Raw genomic sequence first — 21,647 nt, 5'->3', positions numbered from 1 at the left:
CGCCGGTTCGTGCGGCCTCCAGGCCGGGGGGGCAGGGATCAGGCTCCGATACCCAGCAGGGCGATCCTCAGCATCTGGGCCTGCTCGACGTCGGGCAGCGGGGCGGGCTCGTCCCCACGGCCCTCGTGCGTCGCCGGCACGGCGCGCAGCCCCCGGACCCCGTCCGCGGCCCACGCCGCGTCCGTCGGGGGCAAGGACAGGACCAGCCGCCGCCCGTCCGGCAGCGCGGTCTCCAGCGTCGAAACGTCCCTCGGTTCCACGGCTCCCTCTCCCCGGTCGCGCCAAGGCAACGGCAGCGTTGCTCACCCATGAGGACGGATGCGCGGCCCCGATCGTTCCCGCCGTCGGCGGCCGGTCCCGGAGCCGCGGCTTCCGTACGTTGACCGGATTTCGCGCTGACCCGGGCGGCTGGGCCGCTCACCATGGCCGACACCGCAGCGGGGCGATCTTCGGCCCCTCCCCCCACGGTTGGAGAGCCATGTCCGGATCCGTCCTCCAGTACGCCGCCTGCCCCGAGGGCACCTGGGACGTCGCAGCCGCCCGGCCGCACCCCGCGCTCCGGCCCGGAGTACGGCTCTACCGTGGGGTGCGGTTCGGGACGGGACAGCCCCGCCGCCGGCTGGAGATACCCGTCCCGTGGGTCAGCCTGGTCGTCGGCTTCGGCTCGCCCCTGCGGCTCGTCGGGGCCCCGCGGCAGCCCGGCGCGGCCCCGTCCGGCGTGCGGCTCGTCTCCGCGGTGGCCGGGCTCCAGACCGGTCCCGTCGTCGGGGAACACGACGGCCGGGTCGCCGCGGTGGAGGTGCTGCTGGCGCCCTGGACCGCGTACCGGCTGTTCGGCGTGCCCCTGCACGCCCTCGCCGACCGGCACCTCCCCGCGGCCGAGCTGCTCGGGGCACGCGCCGACCGCCTGGCCGAGGCCCTGGCCGAACAGCACGACTGGACCAGCCGGTTCATGCTGGTGGACCGTGCGCTGACGCGCTGGCTGGCGACGGGACCGGTCCCCGAGCCCCGGGTGGCCTGGGCGTGGCGGCAGCTGGCCCGCAGCGGCGGGCGGCTCCCGGTGGCCGAGCTCGCGGCCCGTACGGGGTGGAGCGTCCGGCAGCTGGAGAACCGGCTCAAGGAACAGGCGGGGCTGACGCCGAAGTCGATCGGGCGGATGTTCCGGCTGGGGCGCGCCCTCCGGCTGCTCGCGGACGGTTCGTCCACGGCCGTCGCCGCCGCGGAGAGCGGCTACTGCGACCAGTCCCACCTGCACCTGGACTTCCGGCGGATGACGGGGGCCACGCCCCGGGAGTTCTTCGCGGCCCGGGCCGCCGGCGGCTCCCTCCCGCCGTCGGGTCCCCCGGTGTCCGACCGCGGCACCGGAACGGTCACGAGCGCGCCGGCGCCGGAGCACGCGCCGGCCCGGCCGCGGGGCCGGCGGCGGCTGCCGTGAGCGGGGGCGGTCCGCGTGGGGGCGGTCCGCGTGGGGGCCTGGCCACGGCCGGTCGTGAGGCTCCCGGCCAACCGTCGCCGCCGGGCTGCGCATTCTTCCAATACCGCGGTCCGGGCACCCCGGAATGATCCCGTCCCACGAGGCGCCACCGGGGCGCCGGGTCCGCGAAGGAGTCACCGGCCCATGTTCCGTACTTCCCGCACCGCCGGTACGTCGTCCACCGCCCGCCGGCTGCGCAACGCCCTGGCCGTGACCGGCACAGCCGCCGCGGCCGTGGTGCTGATGGCACCCTCGGCCGGGGCCGCCGGCAGCGTGGGCGGCGCCGGCACCGCCACCTGGTACGCCAGCGGCGACAAGCTGGTCGTCTGCGACAACGCCTCGGACGGCAAGTCGGTCGTCGCCGAGGCCTACGTGAACGGCCGCTGGCAGTACAAGTGGCACACGGCGGGCGCGGGCAAGTGCACCGACCGCTCCTACGGCGACCTGCCCGAGGGCTACGGCTTCGACTTCCGGGCCTGCCTCGGCGACGGCAGCTCCAACGTCGTGTACTGGGAGACCTGCGGCGGCTGGGCGCACGCCGTCGCGTAGCGGCGCACCGTGCGGTCGGTGCCCCGCGGGGAAGGGCACCGGCCGCACGGTGTTCTCGTCACCGTCGCCCTACGGGCGGGGGCGGGGGCGCAGCGCGAGGGCGAGGGCCAGCACGGCCGCCCCGCAGGCGGCCGCGGCGGCGAAGCCGGCGGACATGGCCTCGGGGAGGCTCCCGTACCCGGAGGACGCGGTGACCAGCAGCGCGACGCACAGCGAACCGCCCACGGCCTGGCAGGCGTTGAGCAGGCTGCCGGTGGATCCGGTCTCCTCCGCCTTCAGCCCGGAGGTGGCCAGGACGGTCGCGGGGACGGCGCAGAAGGCCAGGCCGGCGCCGAGCAGGACGAGGGCGGGCAGCACGGCGGTCGCGTACGGGTCCTCGGGCCCCAGCCGCGTCAGCCACAGGTTCTCCAGGAGCAGGGCCGCGGCGCCGATGGCCATCACCCGCTTGGCGCCCAGGGCCCGCTCCTCCCGCACCGCGAAGCCGACCAGCGCGGCCGTGGTCAGCGGCACCGGCAGCAGCGCGAGCGCGGCCGCCAGCGGCGACCAGCCGCGGTCCTGCTGGAAGAACTGGCTCAGGAAGAAGTAGGCGCCGATCACCGCGCCGGGCACGGCCAGCATGCTCGCGTACGCCAGCGCCCGGTTCCGGTCGCGGAACACGCCGAGCCGTACGATCGGCTGCGCCGTGTGCCGCTGCACCCCGACGAACAGCGCCAGCAGCGCGGCGCCGGACGCCAGCGGGCCGGCCACCTGGAGGCTGGACCAGGGGCGTTCGGCCGCCTGCGACAGCCCGTACACCAGGGAGGCCGCGCCCAGGGCGGACAGCACGGCACCGGCGGCGTCGAAGCGGCCCGGAATCCGGACGGACTCGGCCAGCACCCGGGGGGCGAGCAGCGCCAGGACCAGCCCGAGCGGCACGTTCAGCAGCACGACCCAGCGCCACGAGCCGACGGACGTGAGGGCGCCGGCCAGCAGCAGGCCGCCGGCGGTCGAGGCCGCGCCCACGGCCGTGCAGACGGCGATCGCCCTCGTGCGGGCCGGCCCCGGGGGGAAGGCCTCCAGCATCAGAACGAAGCCGTTGGCCGCGACCAGGGCGGCGCCGGCCCCTTCGGCGGCCCGTACGGCGATCAGCAGCTCGCCGTTGGGCGCGAGCGCCCGCAGCGTGCCGGCGAGGGTGAAGACGGCCAGGCCGGACACGAAGACGCGGCGCCGGCCGAGGACCTCGCCGGCCCGGCCGCCGAGCAGCAGCAGCCCGCCGAAGGCCAGCAGGTAGGCGCCGACGACCCAGGAGGCCGAGAGGGCCGTCAGGTGCAGCTCGGCCCGGATGCCGGGCAGGGCGACGTTCATCAGCGGGTCGTCGAGGTGGATCGTGGCATTGGCGCCGGCGATGACCGCGAGCGCGGGGCCGGGACGCGGCCGGCGGACGCGGGGCGCCGTCCCGGGGCGCCGGACGAGGGCCCCCGGCCGGGCCGGTACGGGGGCCGCGGGCGGCGCGGCTGCGGATAACGGCGCGGACATGTGCTGCTTCCCGGGAGACACGGCGTGACGTACTGCCGTCCCACCCTGCCGGAACGCGCTCGAGCACCGCTCGACCCCGGAGGGCGGGCGGTCGGTCATGGGGGGGCGCGGCCCGGGGCGTCACGTCCTGAGGTGGCGTGTCCTCGGGCGGCGCATGTCCGGTGGGTCCCGTCCTGGGGGGTGGCGCGCCCCCGTGCACGCGGGGGTGGGGGGGGGGGGCGGGGGGGCCCCCCCCCCCCCCCCACCCGCCCCCCGGGGGGGGGGGGGCCCGGGGGGGGGGGGGGGGGGGGGGGCCCCGGCGGGGGGGGGGGCGCCCCCCGGGCCCGGGGGGGGGGGGGGGGCGGGGGGGGGGCCCGCCCACGCCACCTGCTGCGTCCCGGTGGCGTCGGCGGCGACGGTGGTCCGGGTCGCCGCCGCGGTGGTGCTTCGGATGCGGTGGTCTCGGAGGCGGTGGTTCAGCGGAGGAGCTTCTCCTTGGCCGCCTGGAACTCGGCCTCGGAGAGGTCTCCGCGCGCCTTGATCTCGGACAGCTTGGCGAGCTGCTCCGCGGTGCTGCTGCCCTTGGTGCCCGCGGTCTCGCGTATGTAGGAGTCCATCTGCTCCTGCTGCGCCTGCATCTGGGCGACCGAGCGCTCACCCATGCTCTTGCCGCGGGCGCAGATGTACACGAAGACGCCCAGGAAGGGCAGGACGATCACGAAGATGATCCATCCGGCCTTGCCCCAGCCACCGAGCTCGTGGTCGCTGAAGATGTCGCCGATGATGCGGAACAACAGGAAGAACCACAGGACCCATAGGAAGATCCACATCGTGGTCCAGAAGGCACCCAGCAGCGGGTAGTCGTAGGCCAGCGGCACGTAGCGGTCCATCGCAGTCTCCTGTCCTAGCGGATGGTGCGGCTCCGACTTTCGCCCGCGGGGCCGTTTCCCGCATCACCCGGCGCGGGTGATCTCAGGACCGCGCGGCGGCGGGGTCCGGGGCGGCCGTGACGCGCCCGTCGGCGACCGCGGCGGCGAGCGCCTCGTAGTCGCGCTGGTTCTGCTCGGCGTACGCCTCGGCGTAGTCGGCCAGGGCCCGGTCGAAGGTGTCGGCGGAGCCCAGGTACGCGGCGATGGCGACGGGGTCGCCCGCCCGGGCGTGGGCGCGGGCCAGGGCGGCCCCGCAGACCCGGGCGAACAGCCGCATGCCGGCGGGCACCATGACGTCGGTGTTGGGGCCGCCCTTCCAGTCGTGGAGCTGGCGCACGTAGAAGTCGCGGCGGCGGCCGTCGATGCCGGTGACCCGGTCCCAGCCGAGGAAGATGTCGCCGGACGCCTGCATGAGCCGCTGGCCCTCGACGACTCGCTGCCCCTGGTTGTCCTGGGGGACCGGGCCGGCGTAGGGGGCGAGGACGGACTCGCCCGCTTCCTTCGCCTGGAGGATCAGCGGGTCCTCGTCGTCCCGGCCGAGCATGAGCAGGATCCAGCAGCGGGTGCCGACGCTGCCGACGCCGACGACCTTGCGGGCGATGTCGACCAGGCGGAACCGGCCGAGCAGCTCGCGGCGTTCGGCGCTCAGCGTGCCGCCGTACTCGGTGAGGAGGGCGCGGAGGGCCGGCGCGGGATCGCTGTCGCCGGTGTCGGACAGCAGGTCGCGGAGGGGGGTGACCAGGGGCGGGTCGGCAACGAAGCGGCGTTCGCCGTCGACGACGCGGGTCAGCTTGGCGAACGCCCGCAGGTGGTCCTTGCCGCGGGCCTTGGTCAGCGCCTCGTCGGTGCGGCGGCGCATCTTCCGGCCGCCCTCCTCGGCCACCAGCGCGCGCAGGTCGTCGGCGTCGTCGCGGGCGTACCAGATGTCGAGGACCCTCATGCCGCCGAAGGCGCGCATCCGTTCGCGGTACGAGCGGACGGCCTCGCGGACGACGGACCTGCGGTCCACCTCGTCGTAGCCGTTGTCGCGGCCTGCCACGGAGAAGCCGGCGGCCAGGCGCTTCACGTCCCACTCGAAGGGGCCCGGGCAGGTCTCGTCGAAGTCGTTGATGTCGAAGACGAGGTTCCGCTCCGGGGAGGCGAAGACGCCGAAGTTCAGGGCGTGGGCGTCGCCGCACAGCTGGGTGGTGAGGCCGGTGTGGGGCGCCCGGCCCAGGTCGGCGGCCATGACCGCCGCCGCGCCGCGGTAGAAGCGGAACGGGGATTCCAGCATCCGGCCGTACCGGATGGGGACCAGGTCCGGGACGCGGGAGGCGGCCTGGGCCTCCAGGGTGGCGACGGGGTCGGGGCGGTCGGGGGCTGGCTCGTGGCCCCCCTGGTCCGCGCGGCGGACGCGGGCGCGGGCGGCCTTGCCCGCGGCGGCCCGCTCGTCGGGCGTCGGCCAGTGGGGCGTGCGGTGCGACGTCGTGACCACGGTGGCGCCTCCTCCCCGCGGGGCGACCGGTACGCCCCGCCGGTCCGCCCGGCCGGTGGTTTCCCGGTGGGCGGAACGGTTCGGGAAACCAGTGTGTGCGCGGTGCCCGTGGCACTGCCTCACCCGCCAGGAGTGAGCCAGGACCGGTGCCTTGCGCCCCGCGCGGCCGCTCAGAGGATCCGGAGCTCCCTGGCACGCTCCACCGCGTCGCGGCGGCGCGAGACGCCGAGCTTGTGGAAGATGCTGCGGAGGTGCGTCTTCACGGTGTTGACGGAGAGGCCGAGTTCGGCGGCGATCTCGTCCGTCGACATCAGCCGGGCGACCTGTGCGAGCACCTGCCGCTCGCGCGCACTCAGCTCCTCGACGAGCACGGGCCACACGGGTGCGCTGCCGCTGCGGGCCCCGGGCCCGCCGCCGTTGCCGGCCACCGGGGCGGGTCCCCCCGGCTGCCCGGCTGCGGGCCGGCGCCGCCCGGAGGATGCCGGGGCCGCCCGTCCCGCGGCCCCCGGCCCCCGCGCGGGCCGTCCACCGCGGCGCGCCGCCGCCTCGCCGGAGGCGGGCGAAGGGCGGGTGGGGGGCGCAGGGGACGACGAGGTCCGGTCGGCGAAGGCCCGAGCACCGCCCACGAGCCCGCCGGCCAACGGTCCCCCGGCCGGCCGGCCGCCGGTCTCCCCCGGTGCGGCACCGGACGCCGACGGGGGCTGGGCGGCGGGCGGCTCGAAGGCGGGGGGCTGGACGGCGGGGGGCTGGACGGCGGGGGGCTGGACGGACGGGTCGACGGGGGACGGCTGGGCGGCGGGCGGCTGGGCGGCGGGCGGCTGGACGGACGGCTGGGCCGCGGGCGGCTGGGCGGACGGGTCGGCGGGGGCCCGCTGGGCGGACGGGGTGGCGGGGGCCCGCTGGGCAGCGGACGACTCGGCGTCCGGCCAAGAGGTCCAGTCCTGGGCCGCGGGCAGCCCGGACCCCCAGAGCGGGTGTTCTGCCGCCGGCCCATCGGCCGCGGGCAAGGCGGCGGACGGTTCACCGGCCGACGGCTGTGCGCCGGAACCGCGGCTTGCGGCGGTCGGCTCACCGGCCGCTGGCTGGGCGGCCCGCAGCTCCTCGGCCGACGCCGGGGCGAGCGGCAGTCGGGAAGTCCCCGGCTGCTCGCCGGACCACTGGCCGGCAGACGGCTCGACGGCGGCCGGCACGGCGGACGCCTGCTGGGAAACCGAGGGCTGGGCTGCCGGCCCCTCCGCGGCCAACGACTCCTCGACGTTCCGCGCGTCCGAGGGCTGCTGGGCAGCGGAAGGCGCGCCGTCGGACAGCGTGTCGGCCGGCGGCCGCCAAGCCGAAGGCGGCTCGGCCGACGGTTGGGCGAGCGACGGCTGGGGTGCGCTCAACTGCTCGGCGGACGGCGCCGCGGCCGGCTCCTGGGCGGCGGGCGTTTGTTGCGCGGCCGACGGCCCGGCGGTGGGCTGCTGGACAGCGGACCACCGGCCGTCAGGGGGCCGGGAGGATGGCTCGTGGGCGGGCGGCGACTGGAGCGCCCCCGGCTCCTCGACGGACGGCACCGCGACCTGGTGCCCGGCGATGGACCGATGGTCCGCGGGCGGCTCGGCGTACAGAGGCTCGGCACCGGAGAGTCGGGCGGGCGGCGGCTGCGAGGCCGGGGGCCGGGTGTGCGGCGGCTGCGAGGCCGGGGGCCGGGTGTGCGGCGGCTGCGAGGCCGGGGGCCGGGTGTGCGGCCACTGGTGTGCTCCCGGCTCATCGGCGGGTGCCGGCTGTGCGGGTGGCTGCTGAGATGCCGTCGGCATGGCGGTGACCCGCTGAGCGGCGGCCCGCTCGGCCGCGGCCCCCTGTCCGTCGGACGGCATGGCGGCCGACGGCTGGGTGGCCGGCGGCTGCTCGGCCGAAGGGACGGCAGGGGACGATGGGGGAGCCCACGGCTGCTCGGTGGACGGCGCCGCGGCGGACGGCTCGGCGGGAGGCGGTTGGGAAGCCGACGGTGGGGCGGGCGGCGGCTGGGCAGCCCACGACTCCTCAACGGGCAGCGCCGAGGCCGGTGGCTCGCCGGGCGGCCGGGCAGCCCAGGCGCCCTCGGCTGACGGCGGCACAGCCGACGGCTCGGCGACGGCTGGCCGCCGGCCTGCGGGCGGCGGGTGTACACCGGGTGAGCCGGCGGCCGGCTGCCGGGCCGGGTGGGTCGGGGGGTGGGTCAGGAGGTGTTGGGCCCAGGAGCCCGCTTCCTTGAAGGGGCGGACCAGGCCTTCCGGGCGGGCGGCTTCGACGGCGTGGAGCAGGAGGTCGTACGCCGTGGCGGGGTCGTCGGTCAGGAGCGCCGCACGGGCGCGCAGGAGCAGTACGCGCACCCGGTCCGGGCCGTCCTCGTCGAGTCCGGCCAGCAGCGGGCGCGCCAGGGCCGGGTGCCCGGCGTCCAGGTAAGCCTGGGCCCGGGCCATGGCGACGGGGCCGCCCCGGGCACCGGTGTAGGCCCCCGGTCCGCCAGGAACCTGAGGGGTGAGAGGCGGGGGCCCTTCGGCGTGGGCAGAGGGAGCTTGGCCGCCCTCGGTGGGGGTGGTGGGGACCGGGCCGCCTCCGACTGCGGAGTGGGGAGCAGCGGCGTCGAACGCCGACGGGGCGCTGTGGGCACGGGCGACAGCGGCCGGGACGCCCGAGGCGTGCTCGGTGGGGGCCGAGCCGCCCTGTCCAGCCCAGTCCGGCGCACCAGTGCCGAAAGCGCCCAGGGCGCCCTGCGCGTGGGCGACGACGGCCGGCACGCCCGCGGCGTGCACGGTCAGGGCCGAGCCACCCTGGACCGCGGAGCCCGGAGCAACGCTGTCGGCAGCGGGTCGACCGTCCTGGGCGCGAGTTGTGGTGGCCGCTGGGCCTCGCTGAACAGCGGAATCCGGAGCGGGGGTGTCGGATGCGGGCGGGAGGCCCTGGGCGCGGGCCAGAACCGCCGGAATTCCTGGGGCGTCCTCGGTGGGGCCCGAGCCACCCTGGAGCGCGGATCCCGAAGCAGGGGCGTGGGCGGCGAGCGGGACGCCCTGCGTGCCACCCCCAGCCGCCGGGACCCCGGAGGCGTCGATCAGGCCCGAGCCACCCTGGACCGCGAAGCCCCAAGTAGCGACGTCGGAAGCATCCGGGACGCCCTGGGCGCGGGCCACACCTGCCGGGACTCCCGGGGCGTGCGCGGTGGGGTCCGAGCGCCCCTGGACCGCGGGGTCCAGAGCAGCGGCGCCGGAAGCATCCGGGACGCCCTGGGTGCCGGCCGCAGTCGCCGGGGGGCCCGAGGCCTGCCCGATCAGGCCCGAGCCACCCTGGACCGCGGAGCTTGAAGCAGCGGCGTCGGAAGCGGGGCGGGTGCCCTCGGCGCAGGTTGTTGTGGCGGCCGGGCCGCACGGAACGGCGGAATGCGGAGCAGCAGCATCGGCAGCGGGCGGGAGGCCTTGGGCGCGGGCCACAGCCTCCGGGACACCTTGGGCGTGCGCGTTCAGGCCCGAGCCGCCCTGGAGCGCGGAGCGCGGCGCGGAGGCCTCGGCAGCAGCCGGGGCGCCCTGGGTGCGGGCCACAGCCGCCGGGACGCCCGGGACGTGGGCGGTGGGGGTCCAGCCACCCTGGACAGCGGGATCCGGCACCGCAGCTTCAGAACCGGCCGGGATGCCATGGGAGCGGGCCACAGCGGCCGCGATACCCGGGACGTGCGCGGTGGGAGTCCAGCCACCTTGGACAGCGGGATCCGGCACGCCGGCATCGAGGGTGGCCAGGGCCGAAGCCGGGTCGCCCTGGGCCAGGGCGAGGCTCGCGCGGGCCAGCCGTCGGCGTTCCGTCAGCCAGCGCGGGGCGTTCGGGCACGGGGTTTCGAGGGCGGCGGCTGCGGCGCGCCAGCGGGCCTTGGCCACGTCCACCGCCGAGGCCAGTAGGGCGCGTTCCGCTGCGAGCAGGGGGTCCGTGCGGGTGTCGGGGAGTGCGTCGGCCTCGGCGAGGTGTCCCTCCGCCGCCCGGAGCTGGGCGCGCTCCACGGCCACGGTCGCCAGGGCCAGGTGCCCGGCGGCCGAGCGGCGGGCCTGCGGCACGTCGGCGGCCGAGGCGACCGACGCGGTGGCGTGTTCCCGCGCCGCGGTCAGTGCGCCCGCGGCGGCCTCGGCGAGGGCGAGCAGGCCCAGGGCCCGGTGCCGGACGCCGTGGGCGGCACCGGGCGCGCAGGCCCGTACCGCCTCCTCCAGAGCGGGGCGGGCGGCCTGCGGCCCGTCGGCCCAGAACTGGGCGCGGGCGGTCCCGTAGGCGAAGAGGGCCCGGATCTCGGGGTGGTCCGCGAGGGCCTCCGGCGGCATCCCGTACGGGCCTTCCCCGGGGTCCGGCCCTGTGTCCGGCCAGGCCCCCGGCCAGGGGGCGAACACGGCGGTGGGCACGGGGGTGGGCCCGCCGGCCGGGACGGCGACGAGTCCGGCGTCCAGCACGGCGGCAGGATCGACAGCGGGTACGGCGGCCGGCCCGACACCAAGGGCAGCAGGGGGCCCGCAGGCCGGGACGGCAACGAGCTCGGCGTCCGATCCGGGGACGAGACCGGCGGCATGGTCGGCGTCCGGCACAGCGCCGAGGCCAGCTGCGTGCCCGGCGGCAGGCCGGGCCGGGGGCCCGGCGGCCGGGGCGGCCACGAGCCCGGCGTCCCATCCGGGGACGAGCCCGGCGGCGAGGTCGGCGTCCGGCACGGTGGCGGGGCCGGTGGCGGGGCCGGCCGGGGGGTCCCCGTGCGGGACGGACAGCAGGCGCAGCAGCGTGAGCGTGAGGCGTTCGGCAGGCTCCGCCTCCGCCGGGCTGCCGGGCCGGTCCTCCGCGCGGCGCATCCGGTCCTCGGCACGGTCCAGCCAGGCCCGGCACTCGGCCGGGTCCCCCGCCCCGAGGCTGCGGGCGGCCGCCACGAGCGCGGGTGCCGTGCCCTCGGTGCCGGGCGGCATCCCGGCGAAGAGGTCCACGGGGATGCCGGTGCCGTCGCCCTCCAGCAGGTGGCCCACCAGCAGGCCGCGGACCGCCAGGGAAGCCGCGGCCGGCCAGTCCCCCGCCGCTGCCGCGTGCTCCAGCGCCTCGGTCACCCGCCCGCCCCCGGCCAGCCAGCGCGCCGCCCGCCGGTACAGGCCGGGCAGGGCATCGGGGCGGCTGCCGCGCAGCCGGGTGCGCAGCACGCCCGCGAAGAGGGGGTGGAACCGGTACCAGCCGGTGTCGCCGACGGGCTCGACGAAGGCGTGGGCGCGTGCCAGCGCCTCCAGCACGCGGGCGGCGTCCCGGCGGTGGGTCAGGACGTCGGCCAGGTCGGGGTGGACCTGGCCGAGGATGCCCGTGCACAGGAGCAGTTCGCGCGTCGGTGCCGGCTGGGGGTCGAACACCTCGGCCAGCAGGTAGTCGGCCACGGCGTGCTCGGCGGGTCGGTGCGAGCCGGTGAACGCGGCCGGGTCGCCGTACTCGCCCATGGCCAGGGCGCACAGCCGCAGCCCGGCCGCCCACCCTTCCGTACGGCGTACGAGGGCGGTCGCGGTCTCCCGATCGGCCGATGCCTTCCGGCCCCGCTTCCGGGACCCTCCGCTGTCCTCCCCGCCGCCGCGCCCCGCCCGCTGCCCGGCGAGGAGTTCCACCGCCTCGGCCGGGGTGAAGGCGAGGTCGCGGCCGGGTATCTCGTGGACGCGCCGTTCGGCGCGGTAGCGGGCCAGCGGCAGCGGCGGGGCCCCCCGGCCGAGCAGGACCAGGCGCAGGTCCGGGCCGCTGTGCTCGACGAGGAAGCGGAGTCCCTCGGCCAGGTCGGGGACGGCCGGCCGGTCCACGCCGTCCAGGACCAGGACCGCGGGCGCGGGCTGCCCGTCGAAGGAGGCCGCGAGACGTACGAGGAGCGAGTGGTCGACGCCGTCGGCACTGAGGGGCCCGACGATGTCGGGGCGGAGTGCGACTCCGGCGCGCCGGAGGGCCCCGAGGACGTACGCCCAGAGCGTGCCGGGGCGGTCGCAGGCGTCGAGGGAGACCCAGGCGACCGGTCCCGGCGGCTCCGCCGAGAGGGCCCACGACGCGGCCAGCGCCGTCTTGCCCGCGCCCGCGGGGCCGGTGACCACCGTCAGGGGCCCGCGGGTGCCCTCGGTGAGTGCGTCGTGGAGGCGCTGGCGGGACACCAGGCCGCCGGGGTGGACCGGGACCGTCAGCTTGGCCGTCAGCAGCGGGTCGTCGACCGGTTCCCGCAGGGCGGCCCGGCCGTGCCCCGCCGCCCGGGCACCCCGGCCGGGGTGCCCGGACTTCCCGCTGCCGGGCCGGTCGCGGACGGGGGCGGTGTGCGGCGGGTCGGCGGGTACGGGCGGCAGGAGCACCGGCGGCACGCGCACCGGCGTCGTGTACCCGGGCGCCGGATAGCCGGGGGCCGGGCCCACGTACACGGGCACCGGCTCGATCGGCAGACGGTCGTGGCCGTCGGGGCGGGAAGGAGTCACGGGCAGCACCCCTCCAGGTGGGCGACGTCGGCGTCGTGCCCGGCCCCCGGGCCGCCGTACCGGACGACGGTTCAGGGGACACCCGTACGGGGTGACCCGTCCGGGTGAGCCGGATCCCTCTCATGATCGTGCGCACCCGTGGCACCCGCCACACGGGACGGTCCGGCGGCCCGCCCGCTCGCCCGGTACGGGTGGTGCGCGAGGCGGTCAGGCGTCGTCCCATGGGGTGGAGGGCTCCGTCCGCCGCGCCCGGAGGGGCGGACCGTGGCCCACCCGAGGGAGGTCGATCGCGTGGACGACCGTCGGACGGACGGCACCGACGGACCCGACGCCGCCGAGGGCGCGCCGGCCGGCCGGCACCACCACCGCCACCACCGCCACCACTGGTGGTGGCGGCCCCCCGACACGCACGCCGACTACACGGGGGCGGTCTACGGCTCCGTGCTCGCCGCCTCGGTGGTGGTCGGCGGCGGGACGTACGGGGATTTTCCCCGGGCGAACCTGGCGCTGCTGGTGCTCCTGACCGCCTTCGTGTTCTGGGCCGCGCACGTCTTCGCCCACGTCTTCGGGGCCAGCCTGGCGGCCCGGCAGCGGCTGAGCCGGAGGGAGGTCCTCCGGGTCGGTGCCGGGGAGCGGCCGGTCATCGACGCGGCCCTGCCCCCGGCGCTGGCACTGCTGATCAGTCCCCTGTTCGGGCTGGACGAGCAGGGCTCGGTGTGGCTGGCTCTCGGCGTCGCGATCGCGGGTCAGGTCGGCTGGGCCACCGCGGGCGCCGTGCGGGCCGGGGCCCCGCGGAGGCTGGTCGCCCTGTGCGCCCTGGTGAACCTGCTGCTGGGCCTGGTCATCGTGGCGGCGAAGGCCGCACTGACGCACTGAGGCACTGAGGCACTGAGGCACTGAGGCGCCGCGGTGCGGGATCCCGGCCGGGCCCGAAAGGGCTCGGCCGGGATCCCGGCACCGCCTAGGTCTTCGGCAGGTCCCTGACGAACACCACCCCGTCGGTCACGGCGAGATGGGACGGGTCCATCGGGAAGTACCCGAACCAGGGGGAGGTCCGGGGGGCCGGCGGGTTCTGCGCGAGGGCGTCGGCCAGCGCGCCGGGGTCGACGAGGCAGCGGTCCTCGCCGAGCCCGTACAGGAGCCCTTCCAGGGAGTCCGGGGGCGGGGTGTCGACGCCGTGGTGCCGGATCGTGCCGACCGTGGTGGCCAGGAAGGCGTACTCCTCCCCCAGCCGCGCGCTCACCAGTGCGCCCGCGCTCCACCACGCCAGCGGCGTGCCGCCCAGCCGCATCGTGCTCCGCGGGCGCTGGAGGTGGGCGTTGTGGGCGTGGACGAGCACCGGGCCGCGCTCGGCCAGGGCGAGGAGGTTGCGGGCCATCATCTGGTCCCGCACGCCCACCAGACGGGTCAGGCGGCCCGTCGAGGTGTCGGCCAGCCAGTGGTGGTAGCGCAGCAGGCCGGTGGCGGTGCGCGCGTACAGCCTGGCCCGGTCCCAGGCCTCCCGCGAGGTGGCCGCGAGCAGCTCCGGGGTCCGCTCGTCGAGCAGGGCCGCCAGGTCGTCTGCGAGCAGCCGCAGTTCACCGGCCTCGGCGGTCCGGCCCACCGACCGGGCCGGATCCATCATCGCGGCGGGTTCGGTCCACCGGTCGTCGGCTCCGAGCAGGCGGTCGAGGGCTTCCGCGGTACAGGGCAGCAGGTCGGCGTCCACATGGGCCGCGAGGTGTCCGTGGAGCGCCGTGAGTGCCTGCCGGGGGCTGGCGGCGGCGGTCATCTCGAGCGGGCCGTCGAAGCCCGCGAAGCGCACCTGTTCGGAGGCGGGCCGGCCCTCGTTGTGGGCGCGCATCCAGCGCACGAGTTCGCGGTTGGCCGGGGAGGCGCCCCAGCCGTGGCTGATGCCCTGCGCCACGACCTCGTCGAGGGTGCCCGCACCCGTGGTGACGTGGTCGTCCACGGCGAGGCCCGCGAGGCAGTCGCTCTCGATCGCGATCGTGCGGTAGCCCTCCTCCTCGACGAGCTGCCGGAAGAGGTCGTTGCGCACGTCGAGGAGGAGTTCCTCGCCGTGGGTGGGCTCGCCCAGGGCGAGCACGCGGGGCCGCCTGCCGTCCAGCAGGCGCAGGACGGCGGCGGCCTCGACGGGACGGGCGGTGTACTGGCTTCTGGTCGTCATGCCTTCAACGCTATCGTTGAAGTTCCGGTTGAAACCTGTGTCCGTCAGGTGCCGGAAACACCCCTTGAAATGCGGGGATATCCTCGGCGGCATGGGACCGAACCTTCAAACCGGTGGGCACCTGAGGCCGGTCGACCTGGCACGCCCGCACGGGCTGTCCGCCCAGGCCGTCAGGAACTACGAGGAGGACGGCATCCTCCCCGCCGCCGGCCGGACGGACAGCGGCCACCGCCGTTACACGCCCCTGCACGCCCGGGCTCTGGACGCGTTCCTCGCCCTCGTTCCCGGGCACGGGCACCGGACGGCGGCTGAGGTGATGCGGGCCGTGAACCGGGGCGCCGCGGACGAGGCGTTCCGGCTCATCGACGAGAGCCACGCCCAGCTGCTCGCCGACCGCCGGACGCTGCGCGCCGTCGAGGACGCCCTCCGCGACCTGGCGCCCGGCGCGGGGGGACCGGCCGCGGAGCAGCCCACGGCGACCGCGCCCGGCGGGTCCGGCGGGGCGGGCCCGGCCGGCGGCACCTTCATCGGGACGCTGGCGGCGGAGCTCGGACTCCGGCCGGCGACGCTGCGCACGTGGGAGCGGGCCGGCCTGGTGCGCCCGCGCCGCGACCGGCTGACCGGGTACCGCGTCTACGACGCCGCGGACGTACGGGACGCCCGGCTGGTCCACCAGCTCCGGCGGGGCGGGTACCTGCTGGAGCAGATCGCCCCGCTGATCGGGCAGGTGCGGGCGGCCGGCGGACTGGAACCGCTGGAGGCCACCCTGACCGGCTGGCACGGCCGGCTGTCCGCCCGTGGGCGGGCGATGCTGGCCGGTGCCGCCGCGCTGGAGGCGTACCTCCGCGAGCGCGGCTGAGGCACCGGCCCACGGGCGCGGGTCGCCCGTACCCCCGTTACGGGCACGGGTCGCCCGTACCCCCGTTGCGGGCACGGGTCGCCCGTACCCCCGTTACGGGGACGGGCGCCCGTACCCCCCGCGACGAGCGCTGGTCCCCCGGCCTCCGCGTACCACCGTCCGTTACCGGCGCCCGGCCGCCGCCCGCGGGGCAACCACCTCCCCGTCCCCGCACAGGGCCTCGCGCTGCAGCGCGGCCAGCGCGCCGTCGATCGGGTGGGGCACCGGGACGCCGGTGGAGTCCACCGCGTTCCACCGCTGGAGGTTGACCGCGTACGAGGCCTGGCGCCGCCCGTCGGCCCGGGTGAAGGACACGGTCCCGGCCCCCCAGGCCGAGCCGTCGTGGCCCCAGAAGGTGCCGCACCCGGGGACGTCGAGCCGGTGGAGGCCGAGCCCGTACCGGACGGTGGAGCCGTCCAGGGCGATGACCGGCCCGGTGCGCTGCATCTCCGCCAGCGAGGCGGGGCTCACGATGCGGCCGGCCAGCAGCCCGGCGTAGAAGCGGTCGAGGTCCTCCATGGTCGACACCAGTCCGGCCGACGGGCCCACATAGGACGTGTCGTAGACGCTGTAGTCGCGCGGCGGGTCGAGCAGGCCGTGGAAGGACTCGTACATCCGCGAGTGCGGTCCGCGGATGCGGGGCCCGGCGGGGAACGCGGTGTGCCGGAGCCCGGCCCGCGCGATGACGTTCCGGGTGATGTACTCCTCGGCGGGTGTGCCGGTCACCCGCTCCAGCAGCTCGCCGAGGAGCAGGTAGTTCGTGTTGGAGTACACCCCGACGGGGCCGCCGGGCTCGCCGGCGGGGGCGGCCGCGAGCCCCATCCCGATCAGCTCGGCGGGCCGGAAGCGCCGGAAGCGGTTCTCGTCGATGCTCGCGGCCGAGCCCGGCAGGGACGGGAAGGCGGGGCGGAGGTGGTCGGCGATGCCGCTGGTGTGGTTCAGCAGCATCCGGACGGTGACGGTCCGGCCGCGGGGGCCCGGTACGAGGTCCGGCAGGTGGTCGCCGATCGGGTCGTCGAGGCGGATGCGGCCCTGCTCGGCCTGCTGCATGACCGCGGCGGCGGTGAAGGTCTTGGTGACGCTGCCGACGCGGTGCAGCAGGCCGGGCCGTACGGGGCGGCCGGTGGCCAGGTCGGCGACGCCCGCGGCGCCGCGCCAGGTCCGGGCGCCGTCACGGACCTCTGCAAAGGCGCCCGGCACGCCCGCACGGTGGACGCCGTCGAGGGCGGCGCGCAGGGCCTCGGCGTCGGGGCGGGCCGCTGCCGCGGCGTGGCCGGCGGCGGGCCGGGGGTCCGGTGCGCCGGGTGCGGCGGCGGGCCGGGGGTCCGGTGAGCCGGGTACGGCGGACGCCGTGACCGTACCGGCGCACACGGTCAGCGCGGCGGCGCCCGCGCAGAGCGCGAGTCTGATCCTCATGTCGTACGTCCCTTCGTCGGGGTGGTGTGAGGTGGTGGTGCGGAACGGTGTGCGGCGGCGGGACGGGGCCGTGCCCCCGGGCTTCCCGTGCTGCCGGGCCCCGCTTCAGCCGGCCAGGGCGCGACGCAGTGCGCCGCCCAGCTCGGCGTGCTGCCGCTGTGAGACCTCGGCCGAGAGGACCGCCTGCGAGCCGTGGAAGGTGCCGGGCCACTGGTGGAGTTCGACCGGCACGCCCGCCTCCAGCAGCCGCAGGGCGTAGGCGATGCCCTCGTCGCGGTTCGGGTCGAACTCCGCGGTGGAGAGGTAGGCCGGGGGCAGCCCGGACAGGTCCTCGGCCCGTGCGGGTGCGGCGTAGGGGGTCGCGGGGCGGCCGCCCAGGTAGTGGCGCCAGGCGGCGGTGGCCTTGTCGCGGTCGAAGGAGGGCGTGCCGTCGAAGTGCCGCGCCGACCAGCTCGTCTGCCGGTCGTCCAGCGACGGCTGGTTGAGCAGCTGGAAGCGGAGCGCGGGTCCTCCCTCGTCGCGGGCCCGCAGTGCCAGGCCGGCGGCGATGTTGCCGCCGGAGCTGTGGCCGCCGACGGCGATCCGCTCCGGGTCGATGCCGAGGCCGGCGGCCTGCTCGGCGGTCCAGGCCAGTGCGGCCCAGGCGTCGTCCAGGGCGGCGGGGAACGGGTGCTCGGGGGCCGGGCGGTAGCCGACCGAGACCACCGCCGCGCCGGAGAGGGCGGCGATCCGGGCCGCCCACGGGTGCTCGGTGTCCAGGTCGCCCATGACCCAGCCGCCGCCGTGCAGCCAGACCACGGCGCCGCGGGCCCCGTACGGGCGGTAGACGCGGACAGGTACGTCCGGGTCGCCGGGCACGGTGTGGTCCTCGATCTCCATTCCGGAGGTGTCGGGGGCGGGCAGGGCGGCCGCGAGTTCGGCGAACCGCCTGCGCGCCGTGACCGGGTCGTCGAGGCCGGCTCGGGGGAACAGCGGTACGAACGCTTCGAGTTCGGGATCCATGGCCCTCATCCTCACGGCCGGTGCCCCGCGGGACAGCCGCCGTCCGTCGCGCTTCCGGCCACGGTCCCGCACCGTCCGGCGGAACCCGGGCCCCGCGCCGCACGTCCGGCTCGCCGGGCCGGTTGTCAGTGGCGTGCGTCACAGTGGAGGGGTATGCGCCTTCCTCCACGAACGGGGTGATCTCGTGAGTTACGCGATCCGGGCCGAGGCGCTGGCCAAGCAGTTCAAGGAGACCCGCGCCCTCGCCGGTGTGGACCTCGAGGTCCCTACGGGCACGGTGCTGGGCCTGCTGGGGCCCAACGGCGCGGGCAAGACGACGGCCGTCCGCATCTTCGCGACCCTGCTGCGTCCGGACGGCGGGCACGCCGAGGTCGGCGGGTACGACGTGGTGCGCGAGGCCGGGATGGTGCGCTCGCTCATCGGGCTCACCGGGCAGTACGCGGCGGTGGACGAGAACATGACCGGCACCGAGAACCTGCTCATGATCGGCCGGCTGCTCGGGATGTCGCGGGCCGAGGCCCGGGCCCGGGCCGCCGACCTGCTCGACCGCTTCCACCTGAGCGACGCGGCGGGGCGGGCCGCCAAGACCTACTCGGGCGGCATGCGGCGCCGCCTCGACCTGGCCGCCAGCCTGGTCGGCCGGCCGCGGGTGCTGTTCCTGGACGAACCGACGACCGGGCTGGACCCGCACAGCCGCAGCGAGGTCTGGGACATGCTGCGGGTCCTGGTCGCCGAGGGCATGACGACCCTGCTCACCACGCAGTACCTGGACGAGGCGGACCGGCTCGCCGACAGCATCGTCGTGATCGACAAGGGGACGGTGATCGCCGGCGGCACGCCCGACGAGCTGAAGTCCCAGGTCGGCGGCCAGGTGTTGTACGTACGCCCGGCGGACCCCGCCGACCTCGGGGCGGCGCACCTCCTGGTGACCGCCGAGGCGGGTCCGCAGACCGCGGTCGAGGGCGACGGGATCCTCGCGCCGGTCAACGACCCGGCGCTGATGCCGAGCGTCGTGCGCCGCCTGGACCAGGCGGGCATCTCCGTCGGCGAGCTCAGCCTGCGGCGCTCCTCGCTCGACGAGGTGTTCATGGCGCTCACCGGCCACCGGGCGGAGCCGGAGGCCGAAGAGGAGGAGAGCGCGGAAGAAGACCGGTACTCGGAGGCGGTGACCCCCTCATGACCTCGGCGGCACTCACGGACACGCAGTGGCGCGGCGGGCGGGTCCGTCCCCTCGCGGCCCTCCGTCAGACCGGCACGATGGCGTGGCGCAGCCTGGTCTCGGTGAAGCACAACCCGCTGGAGCTGGTGGACTACAGCATCACGCCGATCATGTTCGTGTTCCTGTTCACCTACGTGTTCGGCGGACAGATGGCGGGCTCCCCGCAGGAGTACCTCCAGTACGCGCTCGCGGGCATCATCGTGCAGAACACCCTGTTCATGAGCATGTACACGGCCATGGCGCTCAACACCGACCTGACGAAGGGCGTGTTCGACCGGCTGCGCAGCCTGCCGATCGCGCGGACGGCGCCGCTGCTCGGGCGCATCACCGCGGACCTGGCCAAGCAGCTGTGGGCGATGCTGCTGATGATCGCGCTGGGCACCCTGCTGGGCTTCGAGATCACCGGCGGCGTGGCGGGATTCCTCGGCGCGACGCTGCTGCTCCTGACGTTCGCCGCCGCGGTGTCGTGGACGGCGGTGCTGATCGGGATGCTGGCCGGCGACGCGGAGAAGGTCCAGGTGTTCGCGTTCACCTTCATCTTCCCGATCACCTTCACCAGCAGTGCGTTCGTCCAGGTGGACACGATGCCCGGGTGGCTGCAGGCCTGGGTGAACGTCAATCCGGTGACCCACCTGTCGGACGCGTTCCGCGGCCTGCTGCTCGGCACGCCCGCCGGCAGCGCCATCATGTGGTCGCTGGTCTGGGCCGCGGGCATCACCCTGGTCTTCATGCCGCTGGCGATGCGGGCGTACCGTTCGCACACCCGCTGACGCTGCGCCGGTCCGACAGCCGCGGGCGGAGGCGGGCAGGCGTACGACTGTCCGGCGCGGCGTGTCGGTGCGGGCGGTTTTCGACAACGCGGCAGGGTGCCGCCCCTCCCCCTCGCGCATGATCGGGTTCGCGCGGCCGTACGGGGATCCGCGCGTACGGACAGGAAGGCACCCTCCAGATGACCGGCATCCAGGTCCGCGCGGTGCGCGCGGACGACTTCGCCCAGTGGCGCACCCTCTACCGGGGTTACGCGGAGTTCTACCGCGTGGCGCAGACCGAGGAGGCCGCCGCGCTGGTCTGGTCGTGGATCAACGACCCGGCCCACGAGGTGAACGCCCTGGTGGCGGAGGGCGCCGACGGGCGGCTCGTCGGGCTGGCGCACTACCGGCCGTTCGCGCGGCCGCTGTCGGCCACCACGGGCTGCTTCCTCGACGACCTCTTCGTCGCGCCCGAGAGCCGCGGCTCGGGCGCGGTCGACCTCCTGCTGGAGCGGCTGCGCGGGATCGCGGCCGAGCGCGGCTGGAGCGTCGTCCGGTGGATCACCGCCGACGACAACCACCGGGCGCGGGCCAAGTACGACCAGGTGGCCGCGCGCACGATGTGGGTCACGTACGACATGGCGCCCACCGGCTGACCCGTACCGGAACCGATCGGCGGCGCGGCCGTGCGCCTCGCCGGCCGGGGCGGGTGCATGGCCTAGCCTCGGCCGGGCAAGGTCACGCCACCACCCAGGGAGCCGGCAGGATGGCCGCGACACCTCAGAAGATCACCACGTTCCTGATGTTCGAGGGACAGGCCGAGGAGGCCATGGCCTTCTACGTCTCCCTGTTCGAGGACTCCGAGGTCATCGGCGTGACCCGCTACGGCGCGGACGGGCAGGGCCCGGAGGGCACCGTCCAGTTCGCCACGTTCGCGCTGGCCGGGCAGCGGTACATGTGCATCGACAGCCCGGCCAAGCACGACTTCGGCTTCACCCCGGCGGTCTCGCTCTTCGTCGAGTGCGACACGGAGGCGGAGCTCGACCGCCTGTACGCGGCCCTGGCCGACCGGGGCGCCGTGCTGATGCCGCTCGGCTCGTACGGCTTCAGCGAGAAGTTCGGCTGGGTGAACGACCGCTTCGGCGTCTCCTGGCAGCTGAACCTGAACCTCTCCCTCTGACCTGCCGCCCGGCGTCTCAGGACACCCCCTGACCATCCGTCACCCGCGTACAGGTGACGACACGGGGGTTCCCCGTCCGTCACGGGGCCAGGCTGGTCCGGACGCGGCGGAAGGCGGCCGCCGGGTCGCCGGCGCGCGTGACCGTCCGGCCGACGACGACGTGCGAGGCGCCGGCGGTGATCGCCGCGCGGGGTGTCCCCACACGCGCGTGCTCGGCCGGAGAGTCCCCGGACAGCGTGACACCGGGAGTGACGATCAGGGCGTCGGGGCCCAGGGTGCCGCGCAGGGCCGCGACGTCCTGCGGCGAGGCGACCACGCCGTGGCAGCCGGCCTTCCGCGCCAAGTGGGCCAGCCGGAGCACCTGTTCGTCCACCGCGTAGCCGACGCCGATGTCGGCAAGGTCAGCGTCGGTCATGCTGGTGACCACGGTCAGGGCGAGCACGCGCAGTCCGGGGAAGTCGCGCGCGGCCTCGACTGCTGCGGACATGATGCCGGTGCCGCCCATGCCGTGCACGGTGACGAACTGCCCGCGCACCCGGAACTCCTGCTGAGCAGCGCCCCCCTCGACGGGCGGGGCCGGCTGCCGCAGGACGCGGCGGCCTGGCTGCGGACCTGACACCGGGGCCGGGCCGCCCAACGGCACGGGT

17 protein-coding genes are annotated in these 21,647 nt (G+C 76.5%); 8 read left to right on the top strand and 9 right to left on the bottom strand.

The genetic code is table 11. The annotated features are described in order from the left end of the window. Positions 1 to 38: 38 nt before the first annotated feature. The gene (locus ACIQUQ_RS04890) at positions 39 to 260 is read right to left on the bottom strand and encodes a hypothetical protein (protein WP_403971365.1); all 222 of its coding nucleotides are present in this window, start codon (positions 258 to 260) and stop codon (positions 39 to 41) included. A gap of 218 nt (positions 261 to 478) precedes the next feature. On the opposite strand from ACIQUQ_RS04890, the gene ACIQUQ_RS04885 reads away from it, so the two are divergent. Continuing rightward, positions 479 to 1,435, top strand: coding sequence for a helix-turn-helix domain-containing protein (locus ACIQUQ_RS04885; RefSeq protein WP_403971363.1), 957 nt, complete (start codon positions 479 to 481; stop codon positions 1,433 to 1,435). 183 nt (positions 1,436 to 1,618) lie between these two features. Beyond that, the gene (locus tag ACIQUQ_RS04880) at positions 1,619 to 2,023 is read left to right on the top strand and encodes a hypothetical protein (protein WP_403971361.1); all 405 of its coding nucleotides are present in this window, start codon (positions 1,619 to 1,621) and stop codon (positions 2,021 to 2,023) included. 69 nt (positions 2,024 to 2,092) lie between these two features. Here ACIQUQ_RS04880 and ACIQUQ_RS04875 read toward each other — a convergent pair whose 3' ends face one another. The 4 genes from ACIQUQ_RS04875 to ACIQUQ_RS04860 form a co-directional block, all read right to left on the bottom strand. Further along, positions 2,093 to 3,538: an MFS transporter gene (locus tag ACIQUQ_RS04875; protein ID WP_403971359.1), complete on the bottom strand. Its 1,446-nt coding sequence runs from the start codon at positions 3,536 to 3,538 to the stop codon at positions 2,093 to 2,095. Positions 3,539 to 3,993: 455 nt separating this feature from the next. After that, positions 3,994 to 4,407 (bottom strand): SHOCT domain-containing protein, encoded by a 414-nt coding sequence (locus ACIQUQ_RS04870; RefSeq protein WP_403971357.1) that lies wholly within the window; start codon positions 4,405 to 4,407, stop codon positions 3,994 to 3,996. A gap of 82 nt (positions 4,408 to 4,489) precedes the next feature. Further along, positions 4,490 to 5,920 (bottom strand): DUF2252 domain-containing protein, encoded by a 1,431-nt coding sequence (locus tag ACIQUQ_RS04865; protein ID WP_403971356.1) that lies wholly within the window; start codon positions 5,918 to 5,920, stop codon positions 4,490 to 4,492. Positions 5,921 to 6,090: 170 nt separating this feature from the next. Then, positions 6,091 to 12,369, bottom strand: coding sequence for a LuxR C-terminal-related transcriptional regulator (locus tag ACIQUQ_RS04860; RefSeq protein WP_403971354.1), 6,279 nt, complete (start codon positions 12,367 to 12,369; stop codon positions 6,091 to 6,093). Positions 12,370 to 12,660: 291 nt separating this feature from the next. Between ACIQUQ_RS04860 and ACIQUQ_RS04855 the strand changes: the two genes are divergently transcribed. Beyond that, positions 12,661 to 13,245 carry a hypothetical protein gene (locus ACIQUQ_RS04855; RefSeq protein ID WP_403971352.1) on the top strand — a complete coding sequence of 195 codons (585 nt, stop codon included), beginning with the start codon at positions 12,661 to 12,663 and terminating at the stop codon, positions 13,243 to 13,245. A gap of 85 nt (positions 13,246 to 13,330) precedes the next feature. On the opposite strand, the gene ACIQUQ_RS04850 is transcribed toward ACIQUQ_RS04855, so the two are convergent. Beyond that, positions 13,331 to 14,536, bottom strand: coding sequence for an erythromycin esterase family protein (locus ACIQUQ_RS04850; protein ID WP_403971350.1), 1,206 nt, complete (start codon positions 14,534 to 14,536; stop codon positions 13,331 to 13,333). 91 nt (positions 14,537 to 14,627) lie between these two features. On the opposite strand from ACIQUQ_RS04850, the gene ACIQUQ_RS04845 reads away from it, so the two are divergent. After that, positions 14,628 to 15,395 (top strand): TioE family transcriptional regulator, encoded by a 768-nt coding sequence (locus ACIQUQ_RS04845; RefSeq protein WP_403971348.1) that lies wholly within the window; start codon positions 14,628 to 14,630, stop codon positions 15,393 to 15,395. Positions 15,396 to 15,557: 162 nt separating this feature from the next. Here ACIQUQ_RS04845 and ACIQUQ_RS04840 read toward each other — a convergent pair whose 3' ends face one another. After that, positions 15,558 to 16,850 carry a serine hydrolase domain-containing protein gene (locus ACIQUQ_RS04840; protein ID WP_403971346.1) on the bottom strand — a complete coding sequence of 431 codons (1,293 nt, stop codon included), beginning with the start codon at positions 16,848 to 16,850 and terminating at the stop codon, positions 15,558 to 15,560. Between the two features lie 105 nt (positions 16,851 to 16,955). Continuing rightward, complete coding sequence (locus ACIQUQ_RS04835) at positions 16,956 to 17,852, bottom strand: alpha/beta hydrolase (protein WP_403971344.1); 897 nt, start codon at positions 17,850 to 17,852, stop codon at positions 16,956 to 16,958. A 184-nt stretch (positions 17,853 to 18,036) separates the two neighbouring features. On the opposite strand from ACIQUQ_RS04835, the gene ACIQUQ_RS04830 reads away from it, so the two are divergent. The 4 genes from ACIQUQ_RS04830 (at position 18,037) to ACIQUQ_RS04815 (ending at position 21,000) form a co-directional block, all read left to right on the top strand. After that, the gene (locus ACIQUQ_RS04830; protein WP_403971342.1) at positions 18,037 to 19,032 is read left to right on the top strand and encodes an ATP-binding cassette domain-containing protein; all 996 of its coding nucleotides are present in this window, start codon (positions 18,037 to 18,039) and stop codon (positions 19,030 to 19,032) included. Then, complete coding sequence (locus ACIQUQ_RS04825; protein ID WP_403971340.1) at positions 19,029 to 19,841, top strand: ABC transporter permease; 813 nt, start codon at positions 19,029 to 19,031, stop codon at positions 19,839 to 19,841. Before ACIQUQ_RS04830 ends, ACIQUQ_RS04825 begins: the two co-directional genes overlap by 4 nt. A 179-nt stretch (positions 19,842 to 20,020) precedes the next feature. Beyond that, positions 20,021 to 20,476: a GNAT family N-acetyltransferase gene (locus ACIQUQ_RS04820; protein ID WP_403971338.1), complete on the top strand. Its 456-nt coding sequence runs from the start codon at positions 20,021 to 20,023 to the stop codon at positions 20,474 to 20,476. Positions 20,477 to 20,586: 110 nt separating this feature from the next. Beyond that, positions 20,587 to 21,000: a VOC family protein gene (locus tag ACIQUQ_RS04815; RefSeq protein ID WP_403971336.1), complete on the top strand. Its 414-nt coding sequence runs from the start codon at positions 20,587 to 20,589 to the stop codon at positions 20,998 to 21,000. Between the two features lie 79 nt (positions 21,001 to 21,079). Here ACIQUQ_RS04815 and ACIQUQ_RS04810 read toward each other — a convergent pair whose 3' ends face one another. After that, complete coding sequence (locus ACIQUQ_RS04810; RefSeq protein ID WP_403971334.1) at positions 21,080 to 21,505, bottom strand: orotidine 5'-phosphate decarboxylase / HUMPS family protein; 426 nt, start codon at positions 21,503 to 21,505, stop codon at positions 21,080 to 21,082. Positions 21,506 to 21,647: the final 142 nt, after the last annotated feature.

This window comes from Streptomyces sp. NPDC101118 (genome assembly GCF_044759445.1).
Taxonomy (GTDB): Bacteria; Actinomycetota; Actinomycetes; order Streptomycetales; family Streptomycetaceae; genus Streptomyces.
The sequence above is the reverse complement of the archived record's forward strand: the minus strand, read 5'-3'. Positions and strand labels throughout refer to the sequence as shown.